Annotated in this window: 16 protein-coding genes; 4 read left to right on the top strand and 12 right to left on the bottom strand. The window is 31.7% G+C overall.

Features of this window, described 5'->3' with window-relative positions:
* The first annotated feature begins 1 nt into the window (after position 1).
* Positions 2 to 778, top strand: a complete 777-nt coding sequence (locus ACMHJW_RS07760; RefSeq protein ID WP_413532838.1) for an alpha/beta fold hydrolase — start codon at positions 2 to 4, stop codon at positions 776 to 778.
* Between the two features lie 46 nt (positions 779 to 824).
* On the opposite strand, the gene ACMHJW_RS07755 is transcribed toward ACMHJW_RS07760, so the two are convergent.
* Both ACMHJW_RS07755 and ACMHJW_RS07750 read right to left on the bottom strand, forming a co-directional pair.
* Positions 825 to 1,364 carry a GNAT family N-acetyltransferase gene (locus tag ACMHJW_RS07755; RefSeq protein WP_413532837.1) on the bottom strand — a complete coding sequence of 180 codons (540 nt, stop codon included), beginning with the start codon at positions 1,362 to 1,364 and terminating at the stop codon, positions 825 to 827.
* The gene (locus ACMHJW_RS07750; RefSeq protein WP_413532871.1) at positions 1,355 to 2,320 is read right to left on the bottom strand and encodes an ABC transporter ATP-binding protein; all 966 of its coding nucleotides are present in this window, start codon (positions 2,318 to 2,320) and stop codon (positions 1,355 to 1,357) included. Before ACMHJW_RS07750 ends, ACMHJW_RS07755 begins: the two co-directional genes overlap by 10 nt.
* 148 nt (positions 2,321 to 2,468) lie before the next feature.
* On the opposite strand from ACMHJW_RS07750, the gene ACMHJW_RS07745 reads away from it, so the two are divergent.
* Both ACMHJW_RS07745 and ACMHJW_RS07740 read left to right on the top strand, forming a co-directional pair.
* Positions 2,469 to 3,149, top strand: coding sequence for a YceI family protein (locus ACMHJW_RS07745; RefSeq protein WP_413532836.1), 681 nt, complete (start codon positions 2,469 to 2,471; stop codon positions 3,147 to 3,149).
* Between the two features lie 158 nt (positions 3,150 to 3,307).
* On the top strand, positions 3,308 to 3,808 hold the full coding sequence (locus ACMHJW_RS07740) for a hypothetical protein (protein WP_413532835.1): 501 nt from the start codon (positions 3,308 to 3,310) through the stop codon (positions 3,806 to 3,808).
* A gap of 39 nt (positions 3,809 to 3,847) precedes the next feature.
* Here ACMHJW_RS07740 and ACMHJW_RS07735 read toward each other — a convergent pair whose 3' ends face one another.
* From ACMHJW_RS07735 to ACMHJW_RS07710, 6 genes are all read right to left on the bottom strand, one after another.
* A complete protein-coding gene (locus tag ACMHJW_RS07735) occupies positions 3,848 to 4,369 on the bottom strand; it encodes a hypothetical protein (RefSeq protein ID WP_413532834.1) in 522 nt (173 codons plus the stop codon).
* A gap of 35 nt (positions 4,370 to 4,404) precedes the next feature.
* Positions 4,405 to 4,788, bottom strand: coding sequence for a DUF423 domain-containing protein (locus tag ACMHJW_RS07730; RefSeq protein ID WP_413532833.1), 384 nt, complete (start codon positions 4,786 to 4,788; stop codon positions 4,405 to 4,407).
* A gap of 17 nt (positions 4,789 to 4,805) precedes the next feature.
* Positions 4,806 to 5,477: a tRNA (adenosine(37)-N6)-threonylcarbamoyltransferase complex dimerization subunit type 1 TsaB gene (tsaB, locus tag ACMHJW_RS07725; RefSeq protein ID WP_413532832.1), complete on the bottom strand. Its 672-nt coding sequence runs from the start codon at positions 5,475 to 5,477 to the stop codon at positions 4,806 to 4,808.
* 75 nt (positions 5,478 to 5,552) lie between these two features.
* On the bottom strand, positions 5,553 to 6,875 hold the full coding sequence (locus tag ACMHJW_RS07720; protein ID WP_413532831.1) for a TolC family protein: 1,323 nt from the start codon (positions 6,873 to 6,875) through the stop codon (positions 5,553 to 5,555).
* Between the two features lie 93 nt (positions 6,876 to 6,968).
* The gene (gene gldC / locus ACMHJW_RS07715) at positions 6,969 to 7,295 is read right to left on the bottom strand and encodes a gliding motility protein GldC (protein ID WP_413532830.1); all 327 of its coding nucleotides are present in this window, start codon (positions 7,293 to 7,295) and stop codon (positions 6,969 to 6,971) included.
* 17 nt (positions 7,296 to 7,312) lie between these two features.
* A complete protein-coding gene (locus ACMHJW_RS07710; RefSeq protein ID WP_413532829.1) occupies positions 7,313 to 8,362 on the bottom strand; it encodes a gliding motility protein, GldB in 1,050 nt (349 codons plus the stop codon).
* A 98-nt stretch (positions 8,363 to 8,460) separates the two neighbouring features.
* Here ACMHJW_RS07710 and nadE point away from each other — a divergent pair, with 98 nt between their 5' ends.
* Positions 8,461 to 9,255: an NAD(+) synthase gene (gene nadE, locus ACMHJW_RS07705; RefSeq protein ID WP_413532828.1), complete on the top strand. Its 795-nt coding sequence runs from the start codon at positions 8,461 to 8,463 to the stop codon at positions 9,253 to 9,255.
* Between the two features lie 19 nt (positions 9,256 to 9,274).
* Here the strand turns inward: nadE and ACMHJW_RS07700 are convergent, their stop codons facing one another.
* Genes ACMHJW_RS07700 through ruvA form a run of 4 tightly spaced genes read right to left on the bottom strand, consistent with a single transcriptional unit; the run spans position 9,275 to position 17,815 of the window.
* Positions 9,275 to 9,655 (bottom strand): VanZ family protein, encoded by a 381-nt coding sequence (locus ACMHJW_RS07700; RefSeq protein ID WP_413532827.1) that lies wholly within the window; start codon positions 9,653 to 9,655, stop codon positions 9,275 to 9,277.
* A complete protein-coding gene (gcvH, locus tag ACMHJW_RS07695; RefSeq protein ID WP_413532826.1) occupies positions 9,648 to 10,028 on the bottom strand; it encodes a glycine cleavage system protein GcvH in 381 nt (126 codons plus the stop codon). The genes ACMHJW_RS07700 and gcvH overlap by 8 nt, the downstream gene beginning before the upstream one ends.
* 21 nt (positions 10,029 to 10,049) lie before the next feature.
* Complete coding sequence (gene sprA, locus ACMHJW_RS07690) at positions 10,050 to 17,234, bottom strand: cell surface protein SprA (protein WP_413532825.1); 7,185 nt, start codon at positions 17,232 to 17,234, stop codon at positions 10,050 to 10,052.
* Complete coding sequence (gene ruvA, locus ACMHJW_RS07685; RefSeq protein ID WP_413532824.1) at positions 17,234 to 17,815, bottom strand: Holliday junction branch migration protein RuvA; 582 nt, start codon at positions 17,813 to 17,815, stop codon at positions 17,234 to 17,236. Before ruvA ends, sprA begins: the two co-directional genes overlap by 1 nt.
* Positions 17,816 to 18,302: the final 487 nt, after the last annotated feature.

Raw genomic sequence — 18,302 nt, 5'->3', positions numbered from 1 at the left:
AATGACAGAAATATTACATAGTAAAATTATTGGTTCTGGAGAAAAGCACTTATTGATTTTTCATGGATTGTTTGGTCAATTGGATAACTGGAGCACATTAGGAAAACATTTTGGCGAATATTTTACAACACATTTAATAGATTTGCGCAATCATGGACGCAGTTTTCATAACGAAGATTCTTCTTTGGCTGCAATGACACAAGATATTGTAAATTATATGGATGCTAATTCTATCGAAAAAGCACATCTTTTAGGTCATTCTCTTGGTGGAAGAATTGTAATTGATTTCGCGATGATTCATCAAAATAGATTAGATCATTTAATTGTTGCTGATATGGCTCCAAAAGCATATCAACCTCATCACAATGCAATTTTTAAAGCATTGAAATCTGTAGATTTTGACAAAGTTGAAACGCGAAAAGATGTGGAAACTACATTAGAACAATATATTCCTGAAATTGGTGTACGACAATTTTTATTGAAAAACGTTTATCATGCCGATAATGGAAAATATGCTTTCCGATTTAATTTAGCTGTTTTAGATAAATTTTATCAAGAAATGATTGGTTCTGAATTGTTGAAAGGAGAATTTGATGGACCAACTTTATTTTTAGGCGGTGCAAAATCAAATTATATTATGCCAGAAGATGAAATGATTATCAAAGAACGTTTTCCAAATGCAGAAATCAAGAAAATTGCAAATGCAGGACATTGGTTACATGCAGAAAACCCAAAAGATTTTACAGCAGAAGTTTTAAATTTCTTGTTGAATAAATAAAAATTAAAAAGCGAAATTCATCTTAAGAATTTCGCTTTTATTTTTTTCAACTCAATCTATTTTCTCTTAATAATGACCAATAAATTGTTGTAGAATCTCTGTCTATTTCAGTAAAATTTAATCTTTTCAAAAGTTTGATTGAATCTATATTCTCTATCAAACAACAAGCTGTAATTTCTTCTAACGTTTCTTTCGAAAAAGCCCAATTTATCAACTCTGCAGCTGCTTCACTCGCAAAACCTTTTTTTCGCTCTGCTTCTATAATTCCGTAACCAATATCACAACTTCTAGTAACGAAATTATATCCTTTAAAACCAACATCTCCAATTACTTCTCGTGACGATTTCTTAACAATCATCCATGATTCGAAACCTGTTAAATAATCAATTTTTGATAAATTATTCATAATACGAGGCAACGTTTCAACCATATCTTCATCTGGCCAACCATTTCCTCTTACTAAATTTAATTGCTCTAAATCTGTATAATTATTTTCTAAAATATTCTTGCAAATGGAAATCGTAAACGGAATCAAAATCAATCGTTCGCTACACAATTCCTTTAGCTGTAAACTGTCTAAATACATAATTGATGAAATTTTAAAACTTCAAAATGAATCAATTCATCTTTCATTAATTTTTGAGAAGAATAAGCAAGTAGCTCAATATTTTTGAATGTAAATCGAACCAAATAATCTCTTCCTTGAAATTTTGAAGAAATTACTTTTCCTTCGAATTTACCATCTTCTGAAATTTTGATTTCTTCTGGATAAACAATAATTCTTAAAGAATCTATTCCCAATTCTTCACAATTATCTAAGACATTTACATAACCAAAAAGCTTTGCTACATAAGCTGAAACAGGAAAATTTCTCACATTTTCTACTTCATCAAACTGAATCATATTTCCTTGTTGCAAAACTAAAATTTTATCCGAAGTATAAAAAGCATCATTCAAATCATGTGTTGTAAAAATCACTGTAATTTGATGTGCCTTGCACCAATCAATAATTTTTTCTCGGATTGTTAATTTTAATGTTTGATCTAAATTAGAAAAAGGCTCATCTAACAATAAAATTTCTGGTTGTTGTGCCAAAGCTCGTGCTATAGCAACGCGTTGTCGCTGTCCTCCGCTTAATTTATTCGGAAAAATATGTTTATATTCTAACATTTCAACAACCGTTAATGCTTCATCAATTTGTTGTTGTTTTAATTCCAAATCAAAATTACTTAAGAATTTTCCTACATTTTCACCAACTGTTACAAAATCTAACAAATCATAATCTTGTGCGACATATTTCATCATTTTATGACCTGGAATCAAATTATATGCAGGACCACGCAATTTCTTCGTGTGATAAAAAATTTCTCCTTCATTAAAATCCAATAAACCATAAATCAATTTCAGTAAAGTTGATTTTCCACTTCCACTTTCTCCTATAATACTCACAATTTCCCCTTTGTTAACAACAAAACTGATATTGTTAAGTACTTTATTTTCGAAATCGAGATAATTATAACTGAGTTGATTTACATTTAGCACTATTGAATAATTTTTCTTATGTTTGGCTAAGGTATTAGAATTATTCAATATGAAATAATTGTTTAATTATTTCATTTATTGATATAAATCAATATCAACTATCAATTTATATTATAATTTTGTAAACGAACAAATTAAAAAAAACGATATGAAAAAATTATTTTTATCATTAGCTGTTGTTTCTGCTGTTGCATTAACATCTTGTGGAGGTAACACTGAAACGAAAGCTGCAACTGAAGCTAAAGATGGAGCAACAGCAACTGAAGGTGCTGCAGAATATGCTGTTGACACAACTGCATCTGTTGTAAATTGGAAAGGCGGAAAAACTTTTGATGATATTAACAAACCAGAAGAAGGTCATTACGGAGTAGTAAAATTAAAAGAAGGTTCTGTACAAGTAAACAATGGAGTTTTAGAATCTGGAAAATTCGTTGCTGATTTTTCTTCTTTCGAATCTAAAGATTTAGATGCAGATGCAGATAGCAAAGGAAAATTAGACGGGCACTTAAAATCTGCTGATTTCTTAGATGTTGAAAAGTTCCCAACTGCAACTTTCGAAATTACAGGAGTTAAAGCTTTAGAAGGAGGTGATTATAATTCAGAAATTTCTGGAAACTTAGATTTCCGTGGAGTTCCTAAAAATGTTACTTTCAAAGCTAACGTAACAGTTGATTCGAATGGTGTTTCAATCAAATCTGAAGAATTTGGAATTAACCGTAAAGATTTCGGAATTACTTTTACTGGAGCTGGAGGTTCTATCGTAAAAGACGAAGTTTTATTACAAGTAGATTTATCTGCAAAACCAGTTACAGAAGAAGCTGCAAAATAATTGATATAAATTATTATCATACAAAGCTATACACAAAAGTGTATAGCTTTTTTTTATTTAAAATATTGAAAAACATAATTTCTAGTAATTTTTTTGTGATAATTAATTGAACTTAATTATATTCGTACTCATAATTAATAACATACATTAACAAAACAATGAAAACAATTAAGTTCTTCCATCCGGATGAAACATTTAATTATCATATTGAAAAATCGCTATGTAAATTGGTATTTCAAGGAAATAAAAAATGTTTGTTGGTAGAAATACATTCGACTGATGACTTAGAACATGTAGAAGGAGATTCTTTGCAAAATGATTTTCCTCAACTTTCTTTATTTATCGATGATTTTCCTTTAGACGTAGAAAATTTAGAGGAATTAAATGGTAAAAAAGTTTCTATTCCTTACGGCTTTGTCGAGGAAGAGGATGAAGAAGGTGAACTTGTAGAAGTATATTACACAACCTTGAATGTTTCGGAAGAAGACTACGAAACTGTCAATAACGAATTAACTTTTAGTGTAAACGACAAAGGAATTTTGACATTGAATTGGAAAGGTGAAGTACAGGATTTTGTGGAAGAATCTGATAAAGATATTCCATTTGAAATAGAATGTACATTCGAAGAATTCGAATTTGACGAAGATGATTTTGAATAAATATAAACAAAAAACGGCTCAGATTACTGAGCCGTTTTTCTATTTAAACAATTGATATATTTTTTCTTTCTCGTAACCAATTAAGTTTACTTTTTGTTCTGTTTGATAAAAAGTATATTCTCTTCTATTATTAGTAGCTATAATATAATTCGGAAAAGATTTGTTCGGACTTTTCATTCTTACTTCTTTAAGATTTTTTCGATCCTTGTTAGATATCAAAAAAGTCTTTTTATCAAGAATTAAAAAATAGTATTCTTTTTGTAACGAATAATATCCACTTGACGATTTCACAGTTAAGATTAATTTATTATTCTTTACTTGATAAGTTCCTTCTGCAAAACTATAATCAGCATTATTAATTTCTTTACCGTTTATATCTAACTCTACAATACAACTAAAAAAAACTGATTTATATTTGAATTGATTATTGTTAAACAATTTCAATTCAAAGTTGTCATGCTCAAAGATAAGAGGCGTAGTTAACACTAATTTATCTTGCGCTTTTATATTAATTGCAAGTAAAAATAATAACCCAACTAACAGTTTTTTTCGTAAATCCATATAACTGATTAACAATTATATAAATTTAAACAAAATTATTTTCCTTTCATAAAAATCCAAGCTAATAAAGCCCAACCAATAATCATAAATAATCCTCCAAGCGGCGTTATTGGTCCTAGAAATTTTAAATTCGTATTCCAATGTTCTGCGAATGACAACAAATAGATACTTACAGAAAAAACAAATGTTCCTGCGATTAAACACCAAACTGCAGAGCGTTCTAATCCGCTATTAAATTGGAAATAAAGCCCAACTGCCAACAAAACAATTGCATGATACATTTGATAACGAACACCAACTTCAAAACTTGCTAATTTTTCGGCAGGTAATATTTTCTTAAAAGCATGAGCTCCGAAAGCACCTAATATAACCGCTGTCATTCCATATAATGAAGCGATTGTCAACACAAGATTTTTCATAATTATCTTTTTTTATTTTATTCAGATTTCTTTTTTCCAGCTACAAAATCTTTCAAATAATATGGCTCGAAATACGCAACATCTTCAAATGATTTTTGATTATATTTTTCTTCTGCAACGCGAATCATATTTTTCGCCGATGGAAAAGTTTGGACAAATGTAGCATCCAAATACGCTAAAACTTCTTGACATTTTTCTGCTCCATCACCAACAAAAATAATTTTCTTTCCTTTCAAATCTTCAAAAGATGTTTCATCGATTATTTTGGCTTCTGTTTCTGTTAGCTGATTTCCTTGCTTATCGAACAAAGCGGTATACACTTCCATTCGGCGCGCATCGATCATTGGAATGATATAATCAACTTCTTGATTTAATTGTGATTCAGCCAAAATTTGCAATGAATTAATTGCTATTAAAGGAATATCAGAACCATATGCAAAACCTTTCGCAGAAGAAACACCAATACGTAAACCTGTGTAAGAACCTGGGCCTTTTGATACACAAACTGCCTCGATATCTTTCCAATTTATTTCCGCTCCTTCCACGCACCAATTCACAAACTGATTTAGTTTTTCGCCATGTGCATAATTTTCATCACTTTCTTCAACCAAACATAGTTGAACGCCATCTTTAGCAATCGAAACTGAACAATTTTTTGTTGAAGTTTCTAAATTTAAGATTGTTGCCATGCTGCAAAGATACATCACGAAAGTTAGATGATTTATGTCTGATTAAATGATTTTCTAGCAGAAATGAAGAAAAATTTATTTTGATTCCAAGGTAATTGGAACGCCAGCGTAGAAATCTAATACTTTCTGTTTAAAAATGTAGTTATATTTTGCTTGCAACATTCGTGATTCTGCTATCATCATATCATTGCGAGATCGATTGAAATCATATAGATTAATAACGCCAGCATTATAAGATTTCTGTGCAAAATCGTACGAAATCTTCGCATATTTTACGGCTTCTTTTGACGAATCGTAAGATGCATAAGAACTATTCACTTCGAAATATGCAGATTGAACATTTTTCAACACCTCTTGTTTCGATTGTAAAAGTCCAACTTTTGTTAAATCTTCGTTGATTAATGCTTTCTGAATATTAATTTTATATGAATATTGATTCCAAATTGGAATGGTAACTCCAACACCAAAAACACCAGTTACATTATGCCCAAATTGTTCTAAAAATGCATCTTGATGTAATTTTTTATTAAAATATTGTATATAATTTGTTCCGAAATTAAAACTTCCTGTAATTTTTGGAAACAATGAAGTTCTAGCAATTTGCGTTTCTTTTGCTGCAACATCTATTTGCAATTCAGCATGCTTTACAACAGGTTGAGTGTTATAAGCTGTTTCTACAACATCTTCTAAATTATATAATTGAGACGTTACATTATCTGGAATTTTTACATTCGTTACTTCAAAATTTCGGTAATCGTTCAATTGTAGTAACATTGCTAAATTGAACAAAGCTCGTTCTATTTCTATTTGAGCATTTACCACTTCACGTGTATTTGTAGCAACTTCAGATTCTGATTGTGCAACAATGGATTGAGCAACAGATCCTGCTTTGAATTTCTTTTGATTTTGATCCAATAATTGTTTCGAGATATTCAAATTACCAACCGCAACTCGTTTCAATTCTTTGTTCAATAAAATCGCTAAATAATAATTTGTAATCTGCAACGAAATATCATTTATTGTCATTGCTGTTTGCACTTTAGAAGCTTCTAATTCTAGTGCAGCTTTATCTTTATTCAGCTGAACAATTCCTCCGTTATAAATATTAATGTTGGATTGTACGCCGAAAGAATTTGAAAACTGATAATATCCTTTTTCTATTATTGGATTATAGCTTCCTATTGTAAAATTATTGTCTACATAACCCGAAACTACAGGCAACCAAGCGTTATAAGTTTGTTCTAGATTTTTATTAAAAATCTCTTGATTGATTGTATTTTGCTGAACAGTCAAATTATTTTTAGAAGCAAACTCAATACATTTCTCAATTGTCCATTCTTCTTGTGCAAATGAATAAATTGAGACTAAAAATGTTAAGGCAAAAAATAATTGTTTCATAAACTATTGTCAGAAAATTAAAGATATAAAATAAGTCGAATTTCAAACCAAAATGTTACGAAATTCGACTTAAAGTTTTATTGGGCCAGAAAATTAACCTTTAATTTGTGAAGCAATTGCGAATTCTTCTGCAAATGCAGCGATTCTTTGCGCTACTTCTTTTTCTTCTGTTGCTCTTTCATAAGAACTAGACATCGAAATTAAAATTTGATGAAAGAAACGTTTCATATCATCTTGTGTCATTTCTTTTGTCCATAAATCAATACGCAAAGCTTCTTTTGCTTTATCATCCCAAACAGAAAGTAACATTGCTTTTGTTTCTTCGTGACTGATTCCTCCATCTGGAGCATTCCAAGTCATTTTTTCTGGTACGTGATTTTCGTCCAATTCAATCTCTACAGAAATATTTGTTGTTCTCATAACTTCTAATTATTAGTTTATTTCACAAAATGGTAAATTTTACCATCAATTGTTTTTGTTGTATAATTTGCTGAATTATTACTTTCTAAAGCTGGTTTATATTTCGAATCTTTAAAGATTTTTTGACCATCCATATCATCTAATAAAGCTTTCAATTCGACTTTCGGATTCTCTTTTAGATATTGACGAATAATTTGTAAACCTATCCAAGCTGCAATTCTTCCTGGAGAATCTTGCTCTATTTCATTATTAAATTTTGAGAAAGGACTCGTTGCTAAAAAGCGTTTGTCTAAAGAAGGATCTGAACTAAACACATAGTTTTGTTCAACGAAAAAGTTCCAAATTTGTCCTTCATTCTCTATGCACCACTGAATTTGTTCTGGCGTATATCCAACTTTATATTCATCTGGTGTATCTGTTAACAAAGCATCTTGCAAAATTAGTTTCTTTCCTTCATAAACCATTTTATCAATAAATAATTGATGTCTTGGACTAAATGTAACAATATCATTTGCAATCGCATCAACTGCTTGAGAAGGCAAACGATAAAGATCTAAATTTGTTCGTAGATAGCGTTCTACACCAATACTATCGTATAATTTATTCTTTGGTCCTAAATAAGCATCCATCGCGATAAACATTAAGCCAGATTGTTGACTAAACATCACAGGAAAATCGATATTTTGCAAACCTGATGAATAAGTATAAATTGTTGGAATTTTATATTCTGGAAAATAAAATTGATAACGTTGAAACATTGGTGTCAACGTTTGATTTAAGTTTTTAAAATCTCCAAAAACGTTTCGAGATTGTGCATAAATACTCAATTCTTCTTCATTACGACGTTGTTTTTCCCAAATATCATCAGCTGTTTTGGCATCAAAAAAGAATGGATATTCTTTTCTTAATGTTGCTAAAGGAATCGAATCGTTAAAAAAATCTTGGCTGATATCATGAATATTCAACTGAACATTTTGTTCTTTGACATCCACTTCCCACGATTTTTCTTTTTTACAAGCAGTAAATAAAATTAAACTCGCAAAAGCTAAGCTATATACAAATTTCATTGTTTAGTTATTTAGCTAACAAAAATAGTAAAATAATCTGTAGATTTTTAAACCTTAATTTTTTTCATAATGCTATATTTGAAATAAATTAAAAAACTATGCAAACTGAAAAAGTTGTAAAATATATTGTTTCTTGGTTAAAAGATTATTTAGAAACAGCTCATCAAAAAGGATTTGTGATTGGAATTTCGGGAGGAATAGATTCTGCTGTAACTTCTACTCTTTGTGCAATGACAGGTTATCCATTGCTTAATTTGGAAATGCCAATTCATCAAGAAAAAAATCAAGCAGATCGAGCAAAACGTCATATCGAATGGTTAAAAAATAATTTTTCTTCGCCAATAGATTCGATAGAAATTGATTTAACCTCAACTTTTGATGCTATGATTTCGGCCTTACCAGAAACAGAAACAACAGATAAAGTTAATTTAGCTTTGGCGAATACTCGTTCGCGTTTGCGAATGACAACGTTGTATTATTTTGCTGGTTTGCACAATTATTTGGTTGCAGGAACAGGAAATAAAGTGGAAGATTTTGGTGTTGGTTTTTATACAAAATATGGAGATGGCGGAGTAGATCTTAGTCCAATTGCTGATTTGATGAAATCGGAAGTATATAAAATTGCCGAATTTTTAGGCATTAATACCGATATTCAAAAAGCAAAACCAACTGATGGTTTATTTGGTGATGATCGTTCGGATGAAGATCAATTAGGCGCTAATTACGATGAATTGGAATGGGCTATGAAAGCGAAAGAAGCTGGACATACTTCGGATGAATTTGAAGGAAGAGAAAAAGAGGTTTTCGAAATTTATGCAAGATTGAATCGTATTAATCAACATAAAATGGTCCCGATTCCGGTTTGTGAAATCCCAAAAGAATTTATGAAATAAAACAAAAAACTCAGTAGTACTACTGAGTTTTTTTATGTTGTGAATAATAGATTATTGCAATATATGCAAGGGCGATTCCTGATAAATTTGCCATTAAATCGACAAAATCAAAACTACGATGAAGTGATGTTAAAACGCCTTGTAAAATTTCGATGAGGAAACTTATCAGAAACGGAATAATCATCAAACGTAGATTTGTTATTTTGTACGTGATAAATAACAAAATTGTCATCATCCCAAACATTCCACAATGTACAATTTTATCTAAATTATCTATCTTCAAAAAGATTTCTAATTCTTTGATTGTACTTAATTTCGAAAAATTCTCTTGTGGAAGCAGTGTCAGATAAAACACAAATGCTACATATGCAAAGAATATTATTTTTTTTGTCTTATGCACCGATCAATTCTGCGTAAGCTGCTGCATCTAATAAAGAATCTAATTGAGATGCATCTTCTACTTTAATTTTAATAATCCATCCTTTTCCATAAGGATCTGTATTGATTAATTCTGGTTCACCTTCTAATTCAGTATTAAATTCTGTTACTTCACCACTGATTGGCATAAATAAATCAGAAACTGTTTTTACTGCTTCAACTGTTCCAAATACTTCTTCTTGACCTAATGATTCTCCTTCAGTTTCAACATCAACATAAACGATATCTCCTAACTCTCCTTGTGCGAAAGCTGTAATACCAATTGTTGCTACGTCTCCTTCTACAGAGATCCATTCGTGATCTTTACTGTACTTTAAATTGTTTGGAATGCTCATAATGTTTGTTTTTAATGTTTATTAATTTCCGAATGTAAAGGTAGCACTAAATCCGGCACGAATTTGAGAAATTGGAAAAGCTGTTGAAATTTTATATTTACTCATCATCTGATCCCAATAAAATCTCAAGTTTAGATTCTTACTTACGTTATAATCTGCCGTCAACTTAAATGTCATAATTCGCTGTCCACCTGTTATTTGTGAATCTCCTTTAATACCTGTTAATTTAGGATCAGATTCTGGATTATTTGAATCTCTTGGCTCATATTCATAAATAACTTTTCGAATTGTTGTTTGATTATCTCTTAAAGAGAAATCTCCACGGATATTCAAATCTCCTTTTACGGTTTTCTGATTTCCTTGGTAACGAATTTTCATTTTAAAGTCTTTGAAAATATATCCAAATCCTAAAATATATTCAGTTCCATAATCTTCTGTATACGTGTAATTTGTTGTGCTTAATGACAATAAACGATCTCTATTATATTGAGCACGAAACTGCATACTATTACGGAATGTTAAATCTATTCCTAATAATGGTGAAAAAGATTCTATCATCGTCACAGCTCCATATAAATTCTGAGTATAAAAGTTGCCATTTTCGTCTTTCCCTGTTACCTGTCCGCCAGCCAAAATCCCTGAATCTAGCATAAAATTCGGATTAGACTGAACTCCTGTCGTGGTGTACGTAGAATTATAAGCACTTGAAACTTCTACATTATCAAAATATTTGTTGATAATTGGAATCGATTTCAAGCCTGTGTATGTAACGCGCCAATTCGGAACAGGAATCGAACGGTTGTATCCTAATTTAGATGAACCTGCATCTTTTCCTTGTACTGCAGATAAAAATGCTGGTAAAAGCACATCTGAACTTCTTGCATTAAAACCTTTATAATAATCTAAATTATCTTTTTCTCCAACTCCTCTTTTCTGTGCTAAACGACCAGAAATTGTTTTCGTATTAGCTAAGAATTGATCAAAAATTGCATCTCCATTTTTGAAAGCTGTTTTAATATTAACTGTGGAAATATTAAGATTTGTTAATTCATCTATGTATGGATTTTCGACTGCTAAATTGAATCCTGAATGATAAATACGACGATCTTTCATACGTTTCGCATTCAAGTCAATTCGTAAATCTGGAATCGGCTCTATTAAAGCAGTTGCATTGAAATCACTTCCTTTCGTAATTTGATAAGCATCTGTCATCAATTCATCAGAAACAATTAATCCTCTTTCAACTAACTGTCGTTTAATATCGAATTGTGTTCCGTAAATAAATCCTAAACTTGGTCCATTTTTACCATCAACACCAAAGAAACCTGGCTCGTATAATAATCCTGGAATTACAGCTCCATTTCGCTGATTATAAGTAAAATTTGCTCGTTTTAAAGATGATAAAACCATCCATCCATAATCTTTCGCTGTAAATTTATGTTTGAATTTATACGCAGATTTTTTATTTGTACGACGCTTTTTAGCAAATAAATTGGTGTAAGCAGTATTCAATGAATCGATTTCTGCACGACGACCTTTTAGGATAGAATCGAAACGTTTATATCCTTTAAATTCTGGATAGAATCTCGTAAAATCTAAGTCTCCCATCAAGTTGATCGAATTCGAATTTTGAGCTGTACCATTTCCTAAATTAACAGGTCTTCCATCTACCTCAAAATTTCTGTAAGCTGTAGAAGTCGCAACCCAATTATAGTTTGCTGTGTAACCAACCTCAACATTCATCCAATTTAGATAAGGGAAGAATTTTAAAGGTAATTTATAATTTACCTGAAACTGCTGATCGTACTGAACTGGACGTCCAATTGTAAACATATTTTGCCAAATCATATCTTGATCTGCTCGCTGGAAATTGGTTCCATCATTCAATGTCATTGTTGAAGATGTTAAATCTAAGCGCAACGATTTTGTCAAATCAAAACCTAAATTATATTGCCAATTGAACAAGAAATTGTTACTATAAGTTGGGCGTATAAAACTCGAAGAACTTCCTCCACCTAAATATTGGCTAATGTCACGATATTGTCTTTCGCTATATGTACGCGCAATTTCTGTACGGAAAGAGAAACGAGTTGGCAAAGGATTAATATTAAATTCACGAATAAATTGTAAATATTTCCCTGATTCTTCTTTTGGTTGAACTGTTCGCCAATTTTTGAATGGCTCGTACGATTTCCCTCTAAAACCATAATTATAATTAATCGATGCTCTTAACTGCTGATTAATATTATATTGTGTGTAAATATCGCGGTAATAATTGTCCGAATACATCATCGATACCGAGAAGTTAGACGGATCATAGAATCGAGCAGGTTTATTATTCTTTGTTGATCTAACTTTTCTAATATTATTAAAAGCAAAACTTTTAAATTGTGTATATGTACGAACAACTTTTTCTAATTCTGCTTTATTAGGAGCTTCATCAAAAATAATATCGTTGTCTAATGGATTATATTTCGGATCGACAAAACTTTCTTGAATTGTAAAATCGAACGGAATTTCCATTCCCCATTTTTCTGGTAAAAATTTGTCTAATTTCAATTGAACATTCAATGCATATTGGAATGATTCGTCTTGATTACGACTCGCTGGTCCTTGATCTATCGCTCCGAAACCAACAGAACTTTTACTTCCCGAAAGTTGAACGTTTGCAAAATCTCCTAAATTGAACTGTAAATTAGCGGAAGCTGCATATCCTCCTTTGTTATCAACTTCACTTAAACGAAGTTCATTCACCCAAAGTAAAACCTCTTTATTAGATGGTCCTGAAGTGTTACGAACTCCAATCATAATCGAAGATACATTACCTAATGTAGGACGACCTTTTACATAAACCGTTTTATTTGGATTCTCCTGATCGAATGCATAATTGAAACGTTGTAATGTACTAAAACCATCAGAATCCCTTTGTTTTTTTGCATCTGTAAATAAATCTGTACTCAGATCAATAAAGTTTTCATCTGGCCAAACTGTACTTTCTGTTGCAGAACTTTCTGGTGTATATTTCAATGGCATCTCGTATTCATAGTAATTATCTGTATAATCACTACCTACACGTATAAATAATTTTGTTCCATCATCAACGGCATTTGAGGCTCTATCTAATAAGTTTTGAGCAGATACAAACATTTGTAATTTTTTGTATCGACGCAAATCTAAATTTGTATTCTTGAAAATAGCTTTTGACGTACTTCCTGGTTTAAACTTTGCCTTCAAAGTCATCGAAGCTTCGTTTTGAGATTGATATCCTGTTGTTCCTTGTGTTTGTTCTCGATAAACCCCAGGAGGAATCATATAGCGAGGACGGTCAGTACCATTTCGCTCAATACTTACCTCACCTATTTCTAAATCGTCAATGTTTTTATCTACATTTACTCCTTCTTGTTCATTTCCACCCATTGTAGGGTAGATATTTTTAGTATAACGACGCCATTCTGAACGAACCAAATCAAATGTTCCGAAACGAATAGTTGTTTCTTCTTCAAAACCGCGCATCACCATACGCATAAAACGAGCAGAAGTTAATACACTCTCCGCTTGCGCAATGGAAACATCATTATTTAGCTCCTCTATTCCATCTCCATCAAGGTCTAAATCGAAGTTATCAACAGGAATACGAACTTGATACCACTTTACATCATGTTTGGTTTTATCAGGAAATTCGCCTTGAACTGTTTTTCTTGCGACAATAAATTTATTGTTAGGATCTTCTAGAGTTTGACGATTAATCTTTAATGTATATTGATTGTAATTCTCTGTCTGATCTAAATTGAAATCACCATTAATATCTTCCGTATCTGGTGTTAAAGATGCTGCATGTAACGGATTGTCAGTTGAATTGTTTCCTTGCGTATTTCTAAAATAACGGTAACGATCTTGCACTGTATTTCCGATTGAAGCTCCTCTAAAACGATCATCTAAAAAGAATAAATAGTTATCGTTAGCTGGATCCAGTTCTCCTGTTACCAAATTATTACTTGTAATCCCATAAAGTTGAGCCTCTTCAGCATCCGTCAATCCATTATATCCTAAATCTTGTTGTTTTCGGGCTGCTCCATCTGTATCAAAAGCATACAAAATTGGATTTAGTTGTGGCGTTTTACCCCATTTTGATTCAACGACTTGAATTCCATTATTAGAATGTGGCAATCCATTTTCGTACATCATTTCACCATCTTTCAAAACGTCTTCCGAAACATTTCCTAAATGTACCAACAATTCACCTTCACCTCCTTTTCCATCTGCATAAGGATCCATCATCCAAAATTCGATGTATTCAACATTAGAATCTTTGAAATTTGAAACAGAAATTGGGCGCATCATTGCTCCCCAATTCTTCGTATCGGTTGCATTTGGATTAACATTATAAGGACCTCTTTCTTGTGGATAGAACGTCATATCTAATGTACTGATATACGAATTGGTTCCTGCCATCACATCACGTTGATCAAAAAGTTCTTTCAACTTAATACGACGTGCCATATGCGTTGACATTTGTTGATCTGTCAAAGGTGAACTTCCTCCAAGCCCATAGAAACGTGGGTCTATCGAATACCACGATAACATACGACGTCCATTATTGAATGATAAATCGTTATTTTTCATTCCATTAGGAAAAAACGGGTGATATGCAGATGCTGAATATCCAGCTGGTTTCCCTGGTGTTGAACCAAATTTCCAAGAACCAGCGTCTAATAAACTGATACGAGATTGAGCATCTTCAAAATCGTCTATATAAGAATAACCACCTGTAACTTTGTTCATTCCTGGCATCAAATAAGCAGCTTCTGCCTGAACACTAATGTTCGACATTTGGTCTGTTTTGATTCCTGGAATTTTATTTGTTAAACGAGTTAACCATTCAGCTTCTGAATTATATTGTGTATTAAGTCCAAAAATTGTGTTGTTCACAGGTTCTGAGCCATATTGTGTTTTTTGTGTAACTGGGCGTTCTTGGTAATTAATTAATGTACCACCTAACATAAATTTATCATTAAACTTATGTTCAACATTAATTCCCATGAAACGTTTTTTCTGTAAATTAAAAGTTGATTGATTTTCTAATGAAACATTAATTGGTGCTCCAGAATTTTTCAATTGTTCATTGATAATTTTTACACGACCCAACTGATAATCTACTGTATAATCTATCCCTTCTGTCAAGGTTGCTCCACCAGAAGTTACTTTAACAGAACCTTGTGGCACATTGAAAGCTCCTAACGGAATACCATCTGTAACAGTTCCTTTGTAACGACCTTCTAATGTATAACGATTGGCTAATTTTTCACCAGGAAGAGTGTTTGGTAATTGACGATAAATTTGATTAAAAACATATTCTTCGTTTTGCCCTTTTAATTTATCACTCAAATATTTACCAAATGGTTCAACAGATGTAAAAATAATATTTCCTCTTTCTGTATCTATTGTTAATCCTGGTTCAAAATCGAATAAACCATCTCCTTTACTTCCATCTGGATTTTGTTGCAATTGTCCATTCGAGTTTAATCTATCCATGTTCAGAACTTGAATTAATGATTGTTCTGAAACAGCTGAATTTGGTAGATAATTTAATTTACCTGAAGATTGTTCTCCATTATCCTTAAAATTAATATTCATTAAGAAATCTTCACTCGAAACACCATAAGCATTTAACGAGTAAATATTTTTCATCATCAAATCCCACATTGGCGAAGCCACATTTACAGCAGAATTTGGTTTAATTAATTTTGCAATAATTGGCTTATCTGTCTCATTTGACATCTGTCCCACTTTGTACAATTTTGTAGGATCAGAGCTTAATGAATATTGGAACGATACTGCTAATAAATCTTCACCATCAACCAAAGGAGTATTCAAGGAAATATACCCTAAGTTTGGATAAAAAGTAAACTCAGAAGCATCTAGTTTTCTAACATTTTCGTTCACGATAAAGTTTTCTCCATCCTGAAATTGTTCTCCATTAAAAGAATGTCCAGTCAAATAACTTCTAGCATCACTAATCTTCTCGAATTTTTTATCAAGAATATTATCAAACAACGGATTGCTACTATTTTGCGGTTCTGTGCCACCTTCTGCAATATCTCGTAAAGCAATAATAGCACGGCGGTTTTGTTGATTACCTCCCGATTTATCTATTTTCCAAACTTCAATATTACTGATTTTAATCTTGCTATTGATTGCAGGATAGTTTGCTAATGCTTTATCGTAATTGTTTCTAAAAAATTGACCTAAGAAAAAGTGTCTGTTGTATTCATATTTTTCGGCAGCAACTTTAAAATCAGTCATCACACCACCACCTTGCACGACAATGTTTTTTGATTCTGAACGTTGTTCTGAAAAGACAGCCGATACATTTGTACGACCAAATTTAAGATCAGTACGAACTCCAAAAAGAGATTGTGCTCCGGTAATTAATGAAGTACTTAATGGCATGGAAATATTACCAACTTCGACATTTTGTAGGATATCATCTTCTCCTCCAAATGGATCAAGTTTAGTTCCTAATGCTTTTCTCCATTGAAGTTTCATTTGATTTTCGAAACCGAAACCAGCTTGCGTATCGTAGTTTACCTTCATTTGAAGATTTTCTCCCACTTTCCCCAGAATACTCAATTGCATACGTTGGTTAATATCCATTGTAAGCGTTTGACGGTTCTGAGGCAACAACATTGGGTTATCTATCTTTTGCAAGAAAACACCTAAGTCTAAATTTGCATAACCTTGCGGAATTAATGAGATTTCTGAACCTCCAAATATCGATTCGAAAGCTTTAGACTTTATCTTAAAACTAGGTAAAATATTTCCTTCTTTCTTGCCTTCTTTATCTCCAAAACGTTGTTCGCGGTAAAACTGATCGTTGGTTTGAGATTTTACACGAAAATAATTTTTCATGTCTTGATTCTGAACCAATGTCAAGTATTCTTGACGAGTCAAATAAATCGGTTCGGAAACTAAACTCGTTCCAATTTGAGGATATAGAATATACTGACGCTTTATCGCATCATATTGTACATCGTATTTTATTTGATTATCTAAAAACAATCCACCTTTTTGGTCTCGGATAGGAAACTTAAGCGTATCGCTTTCTTGAGCCATAACATCGCTCGCCGTACCCATTGCAAAAAGAAAACACAAAGCTGCTATAGTAGAGCCTTTACGAATAGTTTTTGGTTCGTTATGAATCTTCATTAAATTTTCTTCAAGGTTTCTTTTACTAAGAATTCCACATCTGCCTCTGGCTGATCTTGTAAGATTTTGTCCATGATTTTTTCTGCAGATTTTTTAGGAATTCCTAAAACTTCTAAAGCAGATAACGCTTCATTCTTAGATTTATTTTTAACCGAAGTAGAATTAACGTCTAATATTAAGTTTTGATCCAACTTATCTTTCAAATCAATAATGATTCTTTGAGCCGTTTTTGCTCCAATTCCTTTTACGCTTTGCAACAGTTTGGCATCTTCTGTTGCTATTGCAGTTGCGATTTCTTTGGAAGAAAGTGTCGAAATAATCATCATTCCAGAAGCTGGTCCGACACCGTTAACACTAATTAATTTCTGAAAAATTTCGCGTTCTAATTTCGTTGCAAATCCATAAAGTATATGAGCATCTTCGCGAACAATTAAATGAGTAAAGATTGTAACCAACTCTTCGTGTTCCAAAGTAGAATACGTGTTTAGTGAAATATTTACCCAATATCCCATCCCATTGCAGTCTATTACAGCATTTGTTGGGTAAATCTCGATTAATTTTCCTCTTAATTGTGTTATCATTTTGACGTTTATTTAGTTAAGCTACATATAGTGATAACGCCAAAATTACAATTTATTTTGTAAGGATAAAAGTTGATCGATTACTTAACCAATAACCACTTTTTATATAGATCAACATTTTCTCTGTACTACATTGTCCTTTATTATTCAATCTTATCACGAATGGATTATTTAGGCTAGACATGATTGTTGATTTATCTAGAACGTATTCCCCTATTATGAACTAATGAACAGAACGAAGAAAGCTACGTAGTAATTGATTAAAGGTTATTAACAAGTTGTTGATAACCTAATTTCTTCATACGATTTGATTAATGCGTTTCTTTTGTTAATAAACTATCTAAAAAGATTAATCTTAATCAATAAAGAACAGATTACACCTTTCTAATTATTCAAGCATTGATGAGGTTTATAAGAGTTATTACTATTGATTGATTTTATAAGAAATATCTCCTCGCTAAGCCTCTGCTTATCTGCGATAAGAAAC

It is taken from the genome of Empedobacter brevis (assembly GCF_965118635.1).
Taxonomy (GTDB): domain Bacteria; phylum Bacteroidota; class Bacteroidia; order Flavobacteriales; family Weeksellaceae; genus Empedobacter; species Empedobacter brevis_A.
This window is presented reverse-complemented; position numbering and strand designations above follow the sequence as displayed.

Coding starts and splice junctions, on each gene's coding strand:
- ACMHJW_RS07760 (WP_413532838.1), top strand. CDS start 2: ATGACAGAAATATTACATAGTAAAATTATTGGTTCTGGAGAAAAGCAC.
- ACMHJW_RS07755 (WP_413532837.1), bottom strand. CDS start 1,364: ATGTATTTAGACAGTTTACAGCTAAAGGAATTGTGTAGCGAACGATTG.
- ACMHJW_RS07745 (WP_413532836.1), top strand. CDS start 2,469: ATGAAAAAATTATTTTTATCATTAGCTGTTGTTTCTGCTGTTGCATTA.
- ACMHJW_RS07740 (WP_413532835.1), top strand. CDS start 3,308: ATGAAAACAATTAAGTTCTTCCATCCGGATGAAACATTTAATTATCAT.
- ACMHJW_RS07735 (WP_413532834.1), bottom strand. CDS start 4,369: ATGGATTTACGAAAAAAACTGTTAGTTGGGTTATTATTTTTACTTGCA.
- ACMHJW_RS07730 (WP_413532833.1), bottom strand. CDS start 4,788: ATGAAAAATCTTGTGTTGACAATCGCTTCATTATATGGAATGACAGCG.
- tsaB (WP_413532832.1), bottom strand. CDS start 5,477: ATGGCAACAATCTTAAATTTAGAAACTTCAACAAAAAATTGTTCAGTT.
- ACMHJW_RS07720 (WP_413532831.1), bottom strand. CDS start 6,875: ATGAAACAATTATTTTTTGCCTTAACATTTTTAGTCTCAATTTATTCA.
- gldC (WP_413532830.1), bottom strand. CDS start 7,295: ATGAGAACAACAAATATTTCTGTAGAGATTGAATTGGACGAAAATCAC.
- ACMHJW_RS07710 (WP_413532829.1), bottom strand. CDS start 8,362: ATGAAATTTGTATATAGCTTAGCTTTTGCGAGTTTAATTTTATTTACT.
- nadE (WP_413532828.1), top strand. CDS start 8,461: ATGCAAACTGAAAAAGTTGTAAAATATATTGTTTCTTGGTTAAAAGAT.
- gcvH (WP_413532826.1), bottom strand. CDS start 10,028: ATGAGCATTCCAAACAATTTAAAGTACAGTAAAGATCACGAATGGATC.
- sprA (WP_413532825.1), bottom strand. CDS start 17,234: ATGAAGATTCATAACGAACCAAAAACTATTCGTAAAGGCTCTACTATA.
- ruvA (WP_413532824.1), bottom strand. CDS start 17,815: ATGATAACACAATTAAGAGGAAAATTAATCGAGATTTACCCAACAAAT.